This is a genomic window from Clostridium beijerinckii (genome assembly GCF_036699995.1).
Classification (GTDB): Bacteria; Bacillota; Clostridia; order Clostridiales; family Clostridiaceae; genus Clostridium; species Clostridium helianthi.
The window spans coordinates 732,725-748,934 of sequence record NZ_CP144906.1 but is presented as its reverse complement, the minus strand read 5'-3'; the positions used below and the strand labels follow the sequence as shown (position 1 = coordinate 748,934).

Sequence of the window (16,210 nt, the reverse complement as noted above, 5' to 3'; positions counted from 1 at the left end):
GCTTTTATGTGATTATGAATTGAAAACATTCTAAAATGTATTGTTAATTTAACCAAGAAAAATGGAACTTCCTATTTCTATTAAGAAATTCAGCACATTATAGTCATTGCAAATAAATTCTTTCTCATTTACTGAAATTGAAAGGTATACGACTGCCAATAATTCTCCGTTACAAATTATTGGAGCTATACAGACTGATTTCCAATCTGGAAGCCCATAACTATTGTGACTGTCCATGCTTTCCCAATCTACTAAATATAAACCTTTTTCTTCTTCAATGACTTTATTTACTAATTTAAAATTAAACTTATCATCTAAATTCCAATTATCCTTATTTCTTCTCTTACTATACGTATTTACTACTTTTTTCTCTTTTACAATAAAAATTGTAGCTACATCGCACTCAATCGTCTGCATAATCTTTAAAATAAGATTATAAAGCTTTTCTTCCTTACTACATCTACGTTTGGTAATACCAGCTATCTCTTTGAGCATTAACATAAAGTTATAATCTTTAGCCGCATTTCCTGATAATACTCCAGTTAATTCGTCATTTGTATTTCCACTTGTTCCACACTCATTTTCCCAAACGATGCATCTATTCTTACCATCACGTTTAGCCTTATATAGAGCCTGGTCAGCTCTCCTTATAATTTCTTCATTGTTAAGAGATTCATAAGAACTCATTGCTATTCCTATGCTTACGGTAACTTTTCTTTTATCTCCTAGAATCCTTGCTTCCTCTATATTTTTTCTTATTCTCTCCCCTGAATTTATAGCCGCTTCACAATTAACATTAGGCAAGAGAATTATAAATTCCTCTCCTCCATATCTTCCAATAATATCACCTTTGCTCATGCACTTTTTAACTTCATTTGCAACCTTAACTAAGACTTCATCTCCAGTTTGATGTCCATACTTGTCATTTACTCCTTTAAAATCGTCGATATCAAACATTATTACAGCAAATTCACTTCCCCTTGCCTTCGCAGAATCTAATAAAAAAAGTAACGCTTCTTCAAAATATTTTCTATTATAAACACCTGTTAGCTTGTCTAGTGTAGAGCTTATTGTAAGATTATACTTTTCTAATAAAAAGGTTAAGAAAGGTTTAAATTTCTCTATTGTTTTCTTTGATTCATTATTTATATAATTTAATGCGTTATTAGTAATAAAAATTAATCTTGCATTAATTCCTGCACTACTATTTATGTGTTTTTCTCTATTTATTATTTTCATATACATACAAGATCTTATTCCATCTTTTAGTACTTTATCATCTAGCTGATAGAATCTAGGGTCATTACTGCAAATTGCGAATGTATCTTCATCTGAATCAACTTTTAGTGAGAGGTATCTATTTATTTCATTTTTATCGCTAATTCTATATGTGCATATAACATCATTTTCTCCCTGCTCGTTCTCTGTAACAATCATGGCCTTATCTGCCAAAATTAATCTAGCCATATACTTCATCACATTTTTTATATCATCAATAGTATTATTAGAAAACTTCTCAAATACTTTATATATATCTCTAAAATCATTGTAATAGCATTTTTCATATAAATGTTGAACCAATTTGAATGTATCTTCATTATCTAGTATATTCATTAAATCTAGCTCTTTTAATATTTGCTCTAAATCCTCAATTGTTTGTATAAATTGTGTTGATTTAAAACTCATATTTATACCCAAATCTTCATTTAAGCATTTTACAAATAACTTACGGGTTTCTAAAAACCTGCTATTATTTGCATATGATAACTTATCATTTTGTGGTAATAAATTTATTGTATCTATATATAAAGCTATAGATTCATAATAATAATTCAATGCCAATGCATTACATTCAAGTTCATTATACTTCTCACCAATCGCAGAATATATATCAGCTTTAATTTCCTGATTATCCACAAAGGAGCATACTCTTAGCGCCTTATTTATCAGAAAATTATATTGATTTCTATTTCTAAAATTAAGTTCTAGATATACATAAATTCCTTCAACATTGTAATTTTTAGGATATCCCTTGAGATCAAGGAATAATTCTTTAGCCAACACCTTATATCCAAGTGTTAAAATTCTTCTAATAGCGCTTATTCTTATTTCAAGACATGTATCTACATCCTGTAATAGATTAATTTTTTTCTCTAACCTATTGTATACATTTCTTATATCACTCTCATTTTTGCATTTATATAAAATAAGCTCAAAGTAATTACAAACAACTATTTTATACTTAGAACTATTGCTATTAAATATTAGAGCATATATTTTTTTCAAGTGGTCATATGCTAAATCATAATTACAAATCATCAGATTATATAAAGCATATGTATAGTTTGTATTTATAATTCTATCTTCCAATAGTTTTAATCCTTTTTGCATTTGCATTATTAAATTATGATACTTTACTACCAGACTTATCCTTCCTGATTTTATATATAACAAACAAAGTTCATTGCAAATATTAAATGAATAAGAGTCTATCCCCTCTTCTCTTTCTCTTTCTAGCGCTCTTAATAGATATTTCTCTGCTTCTGAATATCTTTTTTCCTGACTATAAATATCTGCTATGCAAATCAGACTTAATATTTCCCTCTTGTATACTTTCTGTTTATTCCCTTCTCTAGCTATTTCTAAATATTGCTCTAAAATTTCCTTGTTATCTTTTCCTTCTTCCTTAGATATAGATGCATCTAATAGTTTGATATATAGTTGACCATTAATATTATTGTTATTAATAAATATACCCCTTGCATATAAACATAAATTTTTAGCCTCTTTATAATTCCCCTTCTTTATATATATGCTAATAAGGATGCTTACTGACCAGCCATATACATCCTCTTTTATCTTATTTTCTTCACATATAATTATTGCTTTTTGTGCATTAAGCAACGTTAATTTATTGTTATATTCTAATCTATATTTTAATGAAAGTGCATAGTAATAATAAACCTCTCCCTTAGGATAGTGTTCTTTATCTAGCAATCTTCGTACACAATTTAAAGAATAATCTATTCCTGTATCTATATCTGTAATACTATTAATTTTTATTATTATCATTTCAAGCAGTGTATATATTTCAATTTCAATTTCGTCATTCTGTATTGCTATTTGATTTGCCTTTTCAAAATATTCAAAACTTTTTTCATGGTTAGATTTTTTTTCATAAAGCTTTGCAATCTTAATTGCCACTTCACTTCCACTTGAATCACTAGGATATGTTAATACTTTCTTATAATATGATATTGACTTCGATATATCTCCTAACAGATCCTGAGCTTCTGCGTATTTTAATGTATAAAAATATGCTTTTTCGTAACTATTACTTTTCTCTAAATGTAGTAATAACTCTTCTATATAATAATCCGTCTCAAGTAAAACCTTCTCCATAAAAATAGATGCCTTAGAGTGTAGTTTACTTCTTTCTTCTTCACTTAACTTTAAATACAATATATTTCTTAATAAATTATTCCTAAAACCTATAAGTATACCTTGATCACTTATTTTATCAGTCAAAAGGCCTTTTAATTTTAAATTCTCATAAATTTCTACATTACCCGAATCCATTATTACATATTCTAAAATTATTTTTTCTGATAAAGGAGTTTTAAATATAGCTAACTCCTTTAAAATATTAATTTCTTCTTCGTCTAATGAAAAAATACTTGCCTCTAATCTTCTTTCTAGAGATTTGGGTATAAGTATATCTTGAACCTTAATGTTAGTCTTCCATTCTCCATTATTGCTATCAAAATATAAGGTTCCATTACCGTATAATTCATTTATAACTCCACTTATATACTGTGGATTCCCTAGCGTTTCTGAATATATTTTTACCGCTAACTTATTTACATCAGTACCTGTATTAAGCATACCTCTAATCATCTTAGTAGTATTATATTGATTAAAGTAATTTATTTTATATTCTTCGTACTTCTCTACTTGTTTTAGTTCATTTATGAACTTCATGAAACTTTCATCAATACTGCTTTCATTCATAGAAAATATTATCATAACATTTTCTAAGTTATTTCTTAAAAAGATTATATATTTAATAAACAGTTTGAAAACTTCATTTTTCTTATCTAAATCATCTATTATCATTATAAATGGCTTAGTCATTGTATACTCACTTATGAACTTCCCCATTCTATTAATCAATTGAAGCTTTTGTTTATTATTTTCACTATTTGTAGAATTTTTTTCAAGTAATATAGAAATAAATTTTTTTATATAAATTTCATACTTATCTCTCAAATTCTTATCTATTTTATTTAAAATGTAATTTAGTATTGTATTGTATTTCTCTTCGTCACTCGCATTTTTATTATTAAAATCATCAATATATATAATGTCTTTGAAGTATTTATTTTCAAATCTATATTTAATTTCTTCTAAAAGTCTGGTTTTTCCGCTTCCATCCTCACCATTGAAATTTATAAACTTATTTCTCTGCTTGTTTTCCAATATCCTCTGAAAATTTTTTTCCACTATTTTTATTTCTTCTGTCATTCCTATTATATCTAAATCCGTTTTAATCTTATTTAAAGCCTCACTAATAAACAATCTGTAGTTCTTCTTCATTTTTTTGTTTATATTTTGCATAAAATATTTAAGTTTAAACGATTTATTTATAGTATTCACACGATTATATATATTTTTTATATCTTCTAATCCTTTAAATCCTGTTTCAAGTTCTGATTCTGTGAATATTTGTCTGCACAGCTCTACAACTTGCACAACATTATCTTTATTTGAATTTATATCTTCTCTTGTTTCGATGTTATATTGGTAAGGTAATGAATTTATTAAATTAAACTTTCTTAATTCATTTGCTAACAAATCTTTCATTTTTACTTTCACATTATTGTTGGAATCAGGAATTAATATTACATCCTTCATACTAATATCATCAAATATATACCCCTGCATGTTTAGCGTATTGATAGCAGCACAAATCTCCATAAATGTATCTAATTTCTTATGAAAGTCACATTTATTAAAATAATCTTGTGTATCTAGTTTAGCCTCTACATACTCCATTAAATACCCATATTGAGGAGTATCAAGTTTTATCCCATTAATACTATAAATTATTTCAATATTTATAATGTTAGTAACGTTCTCAAAATTAAGATTTTTAATAGTCTTAAATTTACTCAATAAATATTCTCTTGTTTTCTCATATGTAAAACCATTTTTCAAAATACATAGAACATATCTTGCGTCTCTCTCTATGTCTGTAACAATATAATTTGAAAAATTCTCTTCAATAACTATCTCATGCTCTATTAGATATTTATTATTTACATTTCTCAATTCTAATTCATCCCTTTTCTTCACTAACTTGAAGTTTACCAATCTATATAAAATTATACCATATTTTAGCATAGTCCTGAACACTATTATATCTAATTCAATTAATTATCTACTTTTTTACATAAATTTATATTTTTATAATTATATCTTCTTAATTATATTTTAACCGAAAGTATATAAAGGCTTATAATATAAATTTAATTTTAGGACATAATACTTTTTGTAAAAACATTTAGGAAGGTGATAATATGAATCTAAAATCGCTAAAGAAATACATTCCTTTTGTTTTGATTATAATAACTATAATTAATTATCAAAATCTTCTTATGCATAAGGTTCTTGCTGATGAAAAAAAAATAATATATCTAACTTTCGATGATGGCCCAGCCGGAAAGGTAACCACTAATGTGTTGGACATATTAAAACAAGAATCTGTTCCTGCAACCTTTTTCTTAATAGGAAGTCAAATCAAAGGACAAGAGGATTTAATTAAAAGAATGTATGATGAAGGGCATGCGCTCGGTCTTCATAGTATGAGTCATAATCGAAACAATCTTTATAACTCTAATGAAGAATTTCTAAAAGAAATGTTGGATACCCAACAAATGGTTAATTCTATAGTCGGCATTAAGCCAACTATACTAAGATTCCCTTTCGGTTGTAATAATAACTGCTATAAAATTTCACAATCTATGGTTGATTTACTTCATCAAAATAACCTAAAAATTTACGATTGGAATACAGATAGTGGTGATGGTGCTCATCCTAATGCTAGTCCAAGTACATTTATTAAAAATTCCAAAAGTGACAAAGAACGTGTAGTACTCTTGATGCATTGTGCATATATGAGTAAAAATTCAACCAAAGCTCTACCTAGTATAATTAAATATTATAAAGATAATGGCTATGAATTTAAAGTAATAGATGAAAATACTCCTGAAGAATATCATTTCATGAAAAAATAATAACTAATAGAATAAAGAAGCTATCTCAAAATTAATATTTTTGAAATAGCTTCTTTATTTTATACAAAATATCTATTCTACAGCATAACTTCCATTTACTGATGTAATCTTTTCAACAATCTTAAACATTACAATTCCTGATATTGTATTTACTATTATTGTTGGAACAACTACTGATATGAAAAGTACATTAAACGATAATCCTCCAGGTAATCCTACTATTGTAGCTAGTAAAGTTAAAAATGCTGTTCCGCTCACTAAAGTTCCTAAAGGTAATAATATTGATATTTGTACTAACCTATTAACTTTATTTCTTAAAGGCATTAATATCAAGTACATTACGTTACAAGTTATAAACTTATCTATAATATTTGGTAATTGTCCTCCTGGTGTTTTAGTTGTTAGTGCTGCAAATACTCCCATAATAATCCCACATATTAATGTTGTTTTATAATCTTTATTAAATACTATTATTATAAATAACATTGCCAATGAGAAATCTGCCTGCATACCGAAAGGTGGTGTAACCTGGTGTAATATTGCTCCTATTGCTATTAAAATTGCATTTGTTGCCATTTTCTTTGTATTCATAATGAAAATCCCCCTTGTTAATCTTTGCTTATTTTATTTTTAAGTTGAAACCACTTTCTTTCACAACATACTTATCACGCCCCAATATTTAAATATATTACTTTGTTATTCTTCCAAATGTAGAGTCTTTTGGTTAACAACTACTAAAAAAGAATATAAAAAAAACCGTCCTATAATTAATAGGACGGATATTATCCGCGTTGCCACCTAGATTGCATAAAATGCCTCTCATTTCAGATACAAACATATCTTATTCGCTATAACGTGCGACTTACGGCTAAACTACTCTCAAAAGATTTCATCTCGCTCCTCAAAGGCCCATTCATCATTAACTACCGTACTGAAATCTCACCACCTTCAGCTCTCTTTAACATTGTTATATGATTACTATCCCTCTTCATAGGATTTATTTTATAATCTTATATTATATCCTCAGATAGTGTTTGTCAACACTTTTATAAAATTTCCTTACCGATTATGTTCTTAATTGCGTCAAACATTCTAGGTTTACTGAAATAGTATCCTTGAACAACATCACATAATATTGTTCTTAAATATTCAACTTGCGATTTTTCTTCAACCCCTTCTGCCACTACTTCTATCCCTAATTGATGTGATAAATTTATTATATTTTCTACAATGCATTTACTCTTAGGATTGTTCATCAAATCAATTACAAAACTCCTATCTATCTTTAACACATCTATAGGTAATTTTGTTAAATAGTTAAGCGAAGAGTATCCCGTCCCAAAATCATCTAAAGCAATGCTTACTCCTAATTTTTTTATCTCCTGAAGGATCTTCACATTTCTATCAAATGACTTCATTAGCATACTTTCTGTTATTTCTACTTCTATATACTTGGGATGAATTTTATATTTTTTTATTAGTTTCTTAAAGTCTGATAAAACAACGTCTTCTCTGAGCTGCATTTCAGATAAATTAACTGCTATCTTAAAATTATCATTTCCTTCGTTTAAAAGACATTTCGTCTTTTTAAATACTTCTTCCAAAACAAAACTTCCAATTGGAATTATCATTTTTGAACTTTCTGCGATCGGAATAAACTCCGCCGGGCTTACCATTCCAAATTCACGACTTTCCCATCTTGCTAAAGCTTCAAATCCGTTTACCAAAGAATCATCAAGCGATACTTTAGGTTGAAACATCACATATAATTCATTATTATGTAGTGCAGTTCTCAACCCTTTCTGCAAACTATAAACTCTGTTTAGCTCATCAGAAAGGCTATCATCAAAAAAATCACACTCGTTTTTACCATTTTTCTTTGCTTCATACATTGCTGCATCTGCATTTTTAAGTAATGTATTATAATCTATTCCGTGATCTGGAGATAGAGAAACACCAATACTTGCTGTTAAGTATATTTTTCTTCCATTCACTATATTAGGTTTTTCAAAAGACTTTGCTATAGCATTACCCAAAGTTATAATTTCTTGTATATCAATTATATTTGGCTTAAATAGCAGAAAAGTATTTCCGCTATATCTTGATACTAATATATCTTCTGTAACAGATTCGACTATATTATAGCCCACTTCTTTTAACACTAAATCTCCAAAATCATGCCCGTAGGAGTCGTTTACATATTTAAAATTATCTAAATCTATTATCAGCATCGCGGCTCTAGTATTATTATTAACAACATTTTTCAACATTTTGGCTACCGTGTTCTTGAAAAAATATTTATTAGGTAGCCCTGTAATTCTATCACTATGAATTATTGAATCTATTGTTTTATTTATCATAGATTCTTTCCAATTTTTCATCAAAGAATCTATGTCACCATATTCATTCTCTAAGTCTTTAAAACAATAACTAGTTCCAGTAAAATAATACTGTTCATTACTTTTAATTGACTTCCCGACAAGAATAAACTCAACAATGTTCCCCCTAGGACTTTCCATCTTATATTGTAGCTGCATTTGTTCTCTATTTATATAGTGTCTCTTTAAATCTTGAGAGAAAAAGCTTAAAACATTTTGTTTATCTTCTTCAACAACAAAATTTATAAATTGATCTAAAGTTTCATTCTTAGTATCATACTCTTCAAAAAAACTTTTCATTGTATCATCAATTATTAATTTAAGCTCTGATTGATTCCAAATTATATTAACGCCCAAAATTGCTATAGAATCAAATATTTCCTCATGATTTAATTGAAGTTCCTCCCTAATCATATATATACAATCCTTCACATAATTCTCTAATTTATACTATTCCTGTTTGTTAGAATCTTTAGATTTCTTATCATTTGCTAATGATGCTATTAAAGCTGCTGTTGCTGCTATAACAGTAATTAATTTGCCTGTCTTTTTTAAATTCATATAACATCACCTTCCTAACTTTATGAATAATTATTTATTAAGACTCTAATTCTTAAATTGATTTTCTTCTTCATCGTATTTATATCCGATATTTATTAATATATTTATTATATCGTCTTTAGATAATTCTAAATCATCACAAAGAATATCTAATGACCCATATTGATCTCTTAATTTCATGTTTATTACACTTAACAATATGTTTGGATCACTGATCCCCATAGGATTATTTTCCATCTCTACTCTTCCTTTTCATCTATTGGTATATGGTTAATTATAGCATAACATACATTTTCAAATTAATAAATACTTTTAGTTACTTAAGTCTACTCTTCATCGTAATAATCTAGAAAAGAATGCTTTTCTTCACCTTTTTGCCAACCTAATATTGAATCCATACTAACATTTTCAGCTGCTTTAAATATAGACTTTTCAACTCCACTAAAATTCTTCTTTAATTCTTTAATAAGATCTTTTATTTCATATCTCTTATTACCTATTCTTTCAGCTGCAACCATGCAAGCGCAATTCAATGGCCATATACCACTATAATTTATAAATCTTTTTATATACTCTTCCTCTATAAAATACATAGGCCTAATTAATTCTAAACCTTCAAAGTTTTTGGCTTTTAATTTAGGCAACATTGTCTTAAAATTACCACCATATAAAATGTTTAGCATAGTTGTTTCAATTACATCATTATAATGATGTCCTAATGCAAGTTTATTACATCCAAATTCTTTTGCTTTTGCATAAAGAGAGCCTCTTCTCATTCTTGCGCATAAGTAACATGGGTAATCCTTAGCCATTTTATCAACAACATCAAAAATGCCTGACTCATACATATGAATCGGAATATTTAGATGGTCACAATTTTCTATTAGTAAATTTTTTATATCTGGATGATACCCTGGATCCATAGCTAAAAATACTAATTCAAATTTAACTTGACCATGTCTTTGCAACTCCTGAAATAATTTTGCCATAAGTATACTATCTTTTCCTCCAGAAATTCCAACAGCAATTTTATCTCCTTCTTGAATTAAATTATATTCTTTAATTGCCTTAACAAATTTTGACCAAATATGCTTTCTATAGCTTTTAATTATAGCTTTTTCAATCTCTTCTAGTGGCTTTTTTTCTCCATCTGGTATAATTCTTGGACAACCTTTTCCTGCAATTGTACTCATTATTTCATTTCTCCTTATTATCTTAATAGCATCCAGGTCATAGATACTAATTATTCTTTAATATATCTTTCTTTAAAGAGTTTATAATGAACACTTAAGATTTACAAGTGTTTTTAGGTTTTAATATTAGCTGATTTTAATTATTCGTATTTGTACTTTGATTTTTATATATCAAAGTAATGTTTATTTAGAAAGAGATTTCACTAATTCTTCAGGATTTTTGTCTTTCATTAAACTAGACATTATAGCAATTCCACTTGCTCCAGCATCCAATACTTTCTTATAATTATCTTGATTTATTCCGCCTATTCCGATGATGGGAATGTTAATCTTCTTGGAAAGAGCCTCTATTTCCTTAATCCCTCTAGGAGGGAGCCCTTTTTTGCAATCAGTTTCAAACACATGGCCATAAATAACATAGTCTGCTCCTAATTTAGCCGCCTGTATACCTTCTTCGCAACTATGTATTGAAACGCCTATCATCTTATATATTTTATATTTATTCCCACTAAATCGAAAATTATCCACTATTTCTTTAGAATTTATTGCTCTTCCTGTGCATAACTTGTTACTAATATTTATAAAATCATTAAATGATAACTGAATTCCATCAACATTGGACTTTCTAGCAATATCTATATTGGAATTTAGTATTATTCTGATATTTGTATTTTTCAGTTCCTCTTTTACTTTCAAAACTAATATTATTAGCTCTTCACTGCTTAAATCTTTTTCTCGTATAATTAAGAAATCTAGATTAGATTCTGATATTTTCTTTATTTGATAAAAAAAGTCACTACAAAGTTTTCTATTTGTTATTCCAATTACAGACATCTTTAGTTTATACCTCTTCCCCTAATATTAATCTAAGAGCCATATTCGCTTCATGACAAGCTGCGATACCAACCCTAGGTGCCATTAACCCCTCATTTACTTTTGCCTCATTTTTAAAGTCTCCACACATATATAGCCTTGTATTTATTTTTTTGCTAATTATTAGATTATTAGAATAATACCCTGCCATACCTGATGCTGAAATAACCTTTGGCTTTTCTGTCTGAAGTAAAACTTCTCTAACTATCATCGCTTTATTTTCTGCGCCATCAAATGCTTCAATTACAATATCCATATCCTCAAATAAATCTTTAATGTTATCCTTATCTACATACGTATCAACAACTTCGATATTTATGAACGGATTGATTTCTAACAATATTTCTTTTAATGCATGGCATTTTTTCATTCCAATATGTCTTATAAAGTATTGTTGTCTGTTTAAATTACTTGGTTCAACCACATCAAAATCTATTATTTTTATGTGTCCAACACCAACTCTTCCCAATGCTAATGCTACTGTTGAACCCAGTCCACCAAGTCCAGCAATAGCTATCTTCGCCTTCTTAACTTTCTCGTGAACCTTTGGAGTATGTCTACTTACCATTAATGCCTCTAACTCTTCTTTTTTAGGCACCTCGCCTCTCTTGATTAAAGTAACTTTATCTCCTTCATTTAGAGAATAATCTTGTTTAATTGGAAAGCCATTTAAAATAACTATATCCGCATCACTTTTTATCTTGTTTCTAACTTCAAATGCAGTAATTTCTCCCTCAATATCTATTTCTCTTTCATTTACTAAAACTTTCAAACTAATATCCCCAATCTAAATAAATTTTAAAACTTAATGTATCTACTTATTATTTACTCATTATTTTCTTATCAGTCTTTTTTCATAATTTATACTACCAATGGGCAGAACATCTACTTATTTGGCTTCCATAATAAATTACTAGAGAATAAAAAGACTTACCCTAAGGTAAGTCTTATAAATCTTCTAAAATATTTATTGCTTCCCTACGGTGGTATTAGCCACATCAGGTCAAAAGAGTTAAAGCAAATAAGCTTCTCTCAGCCAATTAAATTAGCACCCCTAGCCTTTTTATACTATTCAATTTCTATTATGGTTATATATTATCATTTTATTTCTTATAATTCAAATTTTTATGGATCAAATCCATAAATTAGACTTGTGAATTTAATCATATTTTAAATATAAATCAACTTTTTTCTAAGTTAACATAATTAAGTATAGAAACAGTAATTATTATTCCTATATTTAAGTTTATATTTTTAAAATATAATTGAACATTTTTTCTAACGTGGTAAAATAATATATGTCGGTATTCAATTAGAAGCTGAACGGAAATTCGTATATATTATATATTTTTCCGAATTATATCCATATGTCAAGGAATAAGAACGGAGGTACCTTATGGAAAGAGGCTATACTAAATCTAAATTTTCAGTTAGACAGATTGCAATGATCGGAATGCTTTCTGCAATTTCAATTTTCTTAGGATTAACTGGACTTGGGTTCATACCAATTCCACCTGTAAAAGCTACTATAATGCATATTCCAGTTATTATAGGTGCGATAGTTGAAGGACCTATAGTTGGATCCCTAGTTGGATTAGTTTTTGGTTTATTCTCAATGTATCAAAATTTTACTGCTCCTGGTCCAACATCATTTATATTTTGGAATCCTATAATTGCATTAGTTCCTAGAGTCCTAATTGGAATTGTAGCATACTATGTGTATATACTTCTTAGAAAGAGATTTAAAAATCAAAGCATTAGTATCGCAATCGCATCAATCTGTGCTACATTAATTAACACTATAGGTGTTTTGGGTTTAACTTACGTATTCTATTTAGAAAGATACTCTGCTATTTTAAAGATAAACCCACAAACTGCTGGTATTGCAATTGCAACCATTGGTTTAACAAATGGAGTTCCTGAAGCTATAGTGAGTGCTGTAATATCAGTTCCTGTAATTGTAGCGATATTTAGAATTAAGAAAAAAGTTTAACTAGACTCTAAACAAGTAAAATGAAATATTTTTTAAAGAATATAAATTATAAAGAGGCACTTGCTAAAAGTTGCCTCTTTTCTTATTTTAATTATTATTTACATATATAACTATTATGAAGAATTAAAATATATTATCTCATACAAATGTCACCATTCCTATTAACTGCTAAAAAAGTTGCTAACGGATTTTTCTTAATCACTAAAGAATAAAAAAATTCCTATAGATCACATTTATCTACAGGAATTTTATAAAACTTATTTTTTACTAAAGTGGTTTTATTATTATTTCTTCATCTTTACTATCAATCAAAACCTTAGATCCATAACTTAGTTCACCCTTAATTATCATCCTAGCGAGTCTATTCTCTAAAGTGTTCTGTATATATCTTTTTAATGGCCTTGCTCCATAAACTACATCATAACCTTCTCTTGCCATTATTGTTTTTGCTTTATCTGTAACTTCTATTTCGATATTTTTATCTTTTAACCTCAAACTTACTTCTCTTAAGAATATATCTATAATTTTCTTAATACCAGACTCTGCCAAAGGTTTAAACATTATAGTATCGTCTACTCTATTTAAAAATTCCGGTTTAAATCTTGATTTTAAAACACTCATTACTTTTGATTTTATTTCTTCATCAACATGATCTTCATTAGTATTTTCTAATAAATATTCACTTCCAATATTTGAAGTCATAATTATTATAGTATTTTTAAAATCTACTGTTTTACCCTTATTATCAGTTAGTCTACCATCATCTAATATCTGAAGGAATATATTAAACACATCTTCATGCGCTTTTTCAATTTCATCAAATAAAATTACACTATATGGTTTTCTTCTTACAGCTTCTGTTAGCTGACCACCTTCATCATAACCTACATATCCTGGAGGCGCTCCAACTAATCTAGATACTGAGTGCTTCTCCATATATTCTGACATATCAATACGAATAATATTTTCTTCTGAATCAAATAAATTTCTAGCTAGTGTTTTTGCAAGCTCTGTTTTACCAACTCCTGTTGGCCCTAGGAATATAAATGATCCTATTGGTCTATTGATATCTTTAAGCCCAGCTCTTGCTCTGAGTATTGCATTAGTTACAGCTTCTATCGCCTCACCCTGCCCTATAACTCTATTACTCATATCATCTTCTAGTCTTAAAAGTTTTTCTCTTTCTCCTTCAAGTAAATTAGTTACAGGAATTCCAGTCCATTTAGAAAGTACAGCAGATACCTCTTGCTCTGTTACTTCCTCTTTTAATAAAGCACCTTCATAATTTTCTCTTAGTTCAATTTCTTTTTGCTTGATTTTTTCTTCTAAAGCAGGAATCCTACTATATTGAATCTCAGCAACTTTATTATAATCAAAGTTTCTCTGAGCTACTTCTATTTCTCCTCTAGCATCATCTAACTCACTTTTTAAGGTTTTAATAGCTGTGATTTGCTCTTTTTCTTTGGTATATTTTGCAGTCATTTCATCATTCTTTTCTTTTAATCCTGCAAGTTCTTTCTCTAGGTCATCTAACCTATTTTTTGAGCCCTCATCCTTCTCTTTTGATAGAGCTTCTTTTTCTATTTCTAACTTAAATATTTTTCTTCTTATAACATCAAGTTCTGTTGGAAGGGAATCTATCTCAGATCTTATCATAGCTCCAGCTTCATCAATTAAATCAATTGCCTTATCAGGCATATATCTATCTTGAATATATCGATCAGAAAGCTTTGCAGCAGCTACTATAGCTGAATCATGAATTCTAATCCCATGATGGATTTCAAACCTTTCTTTTAATCCTCTTAGTATTGCAATTGTATCCTCCACTGTAGGTTCATCTATAATTACTGGTTGAAATCTTCTTTCTAAAGCTTTATCTTTCTCAATATATTTTCTATATTCATCAAAAGTTGTTGCACCTATACAATGCAGCTCTCCTCTTGCTAATAATGGCTTAATCAAATTACCAGCATCCATTGCTCCATCAGTCTTACCTGCTCCAACTATTGTATGAATTTCATCTATGAATAGTAATATTCTACCCTCACTGCTTTGAACTTCTTTTAATACTGCTTTTAATCTTTCTTCAAATTCACCTCTATACTTAGCTCCGGCAATCAAAGATCCCATATCCAAGGCAAATATAATTTTATCCTTAAGGCCTTCTGGAACATCTCCTCTAACTATTCTTTCAGCTAATCCTTCAATAATCGCTGTTTTACCAACACCAGGTTCACCTATTAAGACTGGATTATTCTTGGTTCTCCTTGATAAAATTCTTATTGTCCTTCTTATTTCTTCATCTCTTCCTATAACAGGATCTAACTTATGCTTTTTAGCAAGGTCAACTAAATTAGTTCCATACTTTGCTAATGCATCATATGTCCCTTCTGGATCTTGCGTTTCAACTCTTTGACTTCCTCTAACTTCAGAAAGAACTTTTAAGAAATTATCCTTGGTTATATTATATTGCTTTAATATTTTAGAAACTTGATTGTTATCTATTTCTATAATAGCAAGCATTAAATGTTCAACACTAACATATGAATCTTCAAACTGTTTCGAAAATTCTTCAGCTTTAATTAACACTTCCTCTACTTTTCTAGTTATATATACATTGCCAACTCCTTCTCCTAAAACCTTTGGCATTGCATCTAATTCTTTATTTACTGAAGCTTTTAGATTCTTTACTGATACACCCATTTTAGTAAGAATATTAGGGACTAACCCGTCCTCCTGCTCTACAAGAGCTGAAAAAAGATGAATTAAATCTATTTGCTGATGATTAAATTTAACAGCTGTAACATTGGCATCATTCAATGCTTGTTGAACTCTCAACGTCATTTTATCAATATTCATACTTATTCCTCCTAGATCTCTATGTTAAATTTCGAAATTATTATTAAAACTACTTTA

Annotated in this window: 10 protein-coding genes, 1 riboswitch and 1 other annotated feature; of the genes, 2 read left to right on the top strand and 8 right to left on the bottom strand. The window is 28.4% G+C overall.

Annotated features, from left to right (window positions below; translation table 11 throughout):
* Positions 1-48 precede the first annotated feature (48 nt).
* Positions 49-5,403 carry a diguanylate cyclase gene (locus PZA12_RS03620; RefSeq protein ID WP_103698532.1) on the bottom strand — a complete coding sequence of 1,785 codons (5,355 nt, stop codon included), beginning with the start codon at positions 5,401-5,403 and terminating at the stop codon, positions 49-51.
* A 176-nt stretch (positions 5,404-5,579) separates the two neighbouring features.
* On the opposite strand from PZA12_RS03620, the gene PZA12_RS03615 reads away from it, so the two are divergent.
* Positions 5,580-6,296, top strand: a complete 717-nt coding sequence (locus tag PZA12_RS03615) for a polysaccharide deacetylase family protein (RefSeq protein WP_103698531.1) — start codon at positions 5,580-5,582, stop codon at positions 6,294-6,296.
* Positions 6,297-6,368: 72 nt separating this feature from the next.
* Here the strand turns inward: PZA12_RS03615 and PZA12_RS03610 are convergent, their stop codons facing one another.
* From PZA12_RS03610 to thiF, 6 genes are all read right to left on the bottom strand, one after another.
* Positions 6,369-6,887 carry a tryptophan transporter gene (locus PZA12_RS03610; protein WP_078116012.1) on the bottom strand — a complete coding sequence of 173 codons (519 nt, stop codon included), beginning with the start codon at positions 6,885-6,887 and terminating at the stop codon, positions 6,369-6,371.
* Positions 6,888-7,064: 177 nt separating this feature from the next.
* Positions 7,065-7,297 (bottom strand) — a binding site (T-box leader).
* A gap of 45 nt (positions 7,298-7,342) precedes the next feature.
* Complete coding sequence (locus PZA12_RS03605; protein WP_103698530.1) at positions 7,343-9,088, bottom strand: putative bifunctional diguanylate cyclase/phosphodiesterase; 1,746 nt, start codon at positions 9,086-9,088, stop codon at positions 7,343-7,345.
* 192 nt (positions 9,089-9,280) lie between these two features.
* Positions 9,281-9,472: a DUF4250 domain-containing protein gene (locus PZA12_RS03600; protein ID WP_171773444.1), complete on the bottom strand. Its 192-nt coding sequence runs from the start codon at positions 9,470-9,472 to the stop codon at positions 9,281-9,283.
* An 89-nt stretch (positions 9,473-9,561) separates the two neighbouring features.
* On the bottom strand, positions 9,562-10,428 hold the full coding sequence (locus PZA12_RS03595; RefSeq protein ID WP_103698529.1) for a tRNA 2-thiocytidine biosynthesis TtcA family protein: 867 nt from the start codon (positions 10,426-10,428) through the stop codon (positions 9,562-9,564).
* 183 nt (positions 10,429-10,611) lie between these two features.
* A complete protein-coding gene (locus PZA12_RS03590; protein WP_103698528.1) occupies positions 10,612-11,262 on the bottom strand; it encodes a thiamine phosphate synthase in 651 nt (216 codons plus the stop codon).
* A gap of 7 nt (positions 11,263-11,269) precedes the next feature.
* The gene (gene thiF / locus PZA12_RS03585; RefSeq protein ID WP_103698527.1) at positions 11,270-12,073 is read right to left on the bottom strand and encodes a sulfur carrier protein ThiS adenylyltransferase ThiF; all 804 of its coding nucleotides are present in this window, start codon (positions 12,071-12,073) and stop codon (positions 11,270-11,272) included.
* A 186-nt stretch (positions 12,074-12,259) separates the two neighbouring features.
* Positions 12,260-12,367, bottom strand: a riboswitch (TPP riboswitch).
* 330 nt (positions 12,368-12,697) lie between these two features.
* On the opposite strand from thiF, the gene PZA12_RS03580 reads away from it, so the two are divergent.
* Positions 12,698-13,294 carry an ECF transporter S component gene (locus tag PZA12_RS03580; protein WP_077839041.1) on the top strand — a complete coding sequence of 199 codons (597 nt, stop codon included), beginning with the start codon at positions 12,698-12,700 and terminating at the stop codon, positions 13,292-13,294.
* Between the two features lie 267 nt (positions 13,295-13,561).
* Here the strand turns inward: PZA12_RS03580 and clpB are convergent, their stop codons facing one another.
* Entirely contained in the window at positions 13,562-16,153 is a 2,592-nt protein-coding gene (gene clpB / locus PZA12_RS03575) for an ATP-dependent chaperone ClpB (RefSeq protein ID WP_103698526.1), read from the bottom strand.
* Positions 16,154-16,210: the final 57 nt, after the last annotated feature.

Excerpts from the sequence above, each read along its gene's own strand:
- PZA12_RS03595 (WP_103698529.1), bottom strand. The coding sequence starts at position 10,428 with ATGAGTACAATTGCAGGAAAAGGTTGTCCAAGAATTATACCAGATGGA.
- PZA12_RS03610 (WP_078116012.1), bottom strand. The coding sequence starts at position 6,887 with ATGAATACAAAGAAAATGGCAACAAATGCAATTTTAATAGCAATAGGA.
- PZA12_RS03605 (WP_103698530.1), bottom strand. The coding sequence starts at position 9,088 with ATGATTAGGGAGGAACTTCAATTAAATCATGAGGAAATATTTGATTCT.
- clpB (WP_103698526.1), bottom strand. The coding sequence starts at position 16,153 with ATGAATATTGATAAAATGACGTTGAGAGTTCAACAAGCATTGAATGAT.
- PZA12_RS03590 (WP_103698528.1), bottom strand. The coding sequence starts at position 11,262 with ATGTCTGTAATTGGAATAACAAATAGAAAACTTTGTAGTGACTTTTTT.
- PZA12_RS03620 (WP_103698532.1), bottom strand. The coding sequence starts at position 5,403 with ATGCTAAAATATGGTATAATTTTATATAGATTGGTAAACTTCAAGTTA.
- PZA12_RS03600 (WP_171773444.1), bottom strand. The coding sequence starts at position 9,472 with ATGGAAAATAATCCTATGGGGATCAGTGATCCAAACATATTGTTAAGT.
- PZA12_RS03615 (WP_103698531.1), top strand. The coding sequence starts at position 5,580 with ATGAATCTAAAATCGCTAAAGAAATACATTCCTTTTGTTTTGATTATA.
- PZA12_RS03580 (WP_077839041.1), top strand. The coding sequence starts at position 12,698 with ATGGAAAGAGGCTATACTAAATCTAAATTTTCAGTTAGACAGATTGCA.